Annotated in this window: 1 protein-coding gene; it reads left to right on the plus strand. The window is 71.3% G+C overall.

The genetic code is table 11. From position 1 onward, the window contains the following. A partial coding sequence (locus tag CRT60_RS00150) for a beta strand repeat-containing protein (RefSeq protein WP_193548395.1) occupies positions 1 to 1,859 on the plus strand: 1,859 nt, incomplete at both ends.

The raw sequence follows: 1,859 nt of genomic DNA on the forward strand, positions 1-1,859 counted from the left end.
GACGCTGTCGGGCGCCATCGGCGGCAGCGACGGCCTGACCAAGACGGGCAGCGGCACGCTGACCCTGTCGGGCACCAACACCTACACCGGTCAGACCACGGTTTCCGCCGGCACGATCAGCATCGCCGCCGACGGCAATCTGGGAACCGGCGCGGTCAACCTGGCGGCCGGAAGCAAGCTGCAGGTCACGGGTGCGACCACCATCGACAACGCGGTCGCCCTGACCGGCGACGCCACGGTCCAGACCGACGCGGCCGTCACGATCAGCGGAAACATCACCGGCAACACCCGCACGCTGACCAAGTCGGGCAGCGGGACGCTGACGCTGTCCGGGACCAACAACACCTCCGGCTCCGGGGTCAGCGGGATCACGGTGACCACGGGAACACTGGCAGTGGGGGCGTCCGCCAGCCTGGGCCAGACGACGCTGACGCTGGACGGCGGCACGCTGGCCTCGACGGCGGTCCTCAGCAGCGGAATCGCCGTCGCGCTCGGCAGCGGCGGCGGCACCGTCGACGTCTCGGCCGGCACGGTCACGCTGACCGGCACCGTCTCCGGCAGCGGCGGGCTGAGCATCGCCAGCACCACCGCCGGCAATGTCCTGGGGCTTTCGGGGAGCAACACCTACACGGGCGGCACGACGCTGGGCAGCGGCATCCTGCAATTCGGCAGCGACACCGCGGTGGGAACCGGGACGCTGACGATCAACGGCGGCAAGGTGCGCGGGTCGGGGTCCACAGCGCGGACGCTCGCCAACAATCTCGTGCTGGGCGGCACGATGACGATGTCCGGTTCGGCGGCGCTGACCTTCACCGGCACCGTGGATCTGGGCGGCACGACCCGGACGGTCAACAACACCATCACCGAGGCCCTGACCTTGAACGGCGCGGTGTCGAACGGCTCGCTGACGGTGGCGAACACCGGGACCGGCGCGCTGGTGCTGGGCGGAACCAACAGCATGACCGGCATCACGGTGTCGTCCGGCACGCTGTCGGTCGCCGACGCCGCCAGCCTGGGATCCGGCACGACGACCCTGTCGGGCGGCACCCTGTCGATCACCGGCGCCACCACCATCGCCAACGCCATCGCGGTGTCGTCGGGGTCGACGATCAGCAACTCGGCGGCCGCGACGCTGTCGGGCGTGCTGTCGGGGTCGGGGGCGCTGACCAAGTCGGGCAGCGGCACCCTGACCCTGTCCGGGACCAACACCCACACGGGCGCCGTCACGGTGTCGGCGGGCACGCTGGCGGCGGCGGGCGGTTCGGCGATCGGCGACAGCAGCGCGGTGACGGTGGCGACCGGCGCCACCCTGTCGCTGGGCAGCGGCACCGAGACCATCGGGTCGCTGGCCGGAGCCGGCAACGTGGTGCTGAGCTACCGCCTGACGGTTGGCGGCGCCAACAGCGACACGACCTTCTCCGGCGTGATCTCCTCCACCAACAGCAGCGGCCTGACCAAGACCGGCACCGGCACGCTGACCCTGACGGGCGCCAACAGCTACACCGGTTCGACCACCGTTTCCGCCGGCACGCTGGCGGTGAGCGGCAGCGGCACCGTCGGCAGCGGCAGCGCGGTGACGGTGGCCTCCGGCGCGACCCTGAGTTCGACTGCGACCACCCTGTCGCTGGGGTCGCTGGCGGGTGAAGGCAGCGTCTCGATCGGCGCCAACACGCTGGAGACCGGCAGCAACAACTCCAACACCGGCTTCTCCGGCACCCTCAGCGGCTCCGGCGACTTCTACAAGCGGGGCAGCGGCACCCTGACCCTGTCGGGCACCAACAACAGCAGCTTCACCGGCACCATGACGGTGCGGGACGGCGGCACGCTGAGCGTGGCCGGCGACGCCAACCTGGGCGTCG

This window comes from Azospirillum palustre (assembly GCF_002573965.1).
Taxonomy (GTDB): Bacteria; Pseudomonadota; Alphaproteobacteria; order Azospirillales; family Azospirillaceae; genus Azospirillum; species Azospirillum palustre.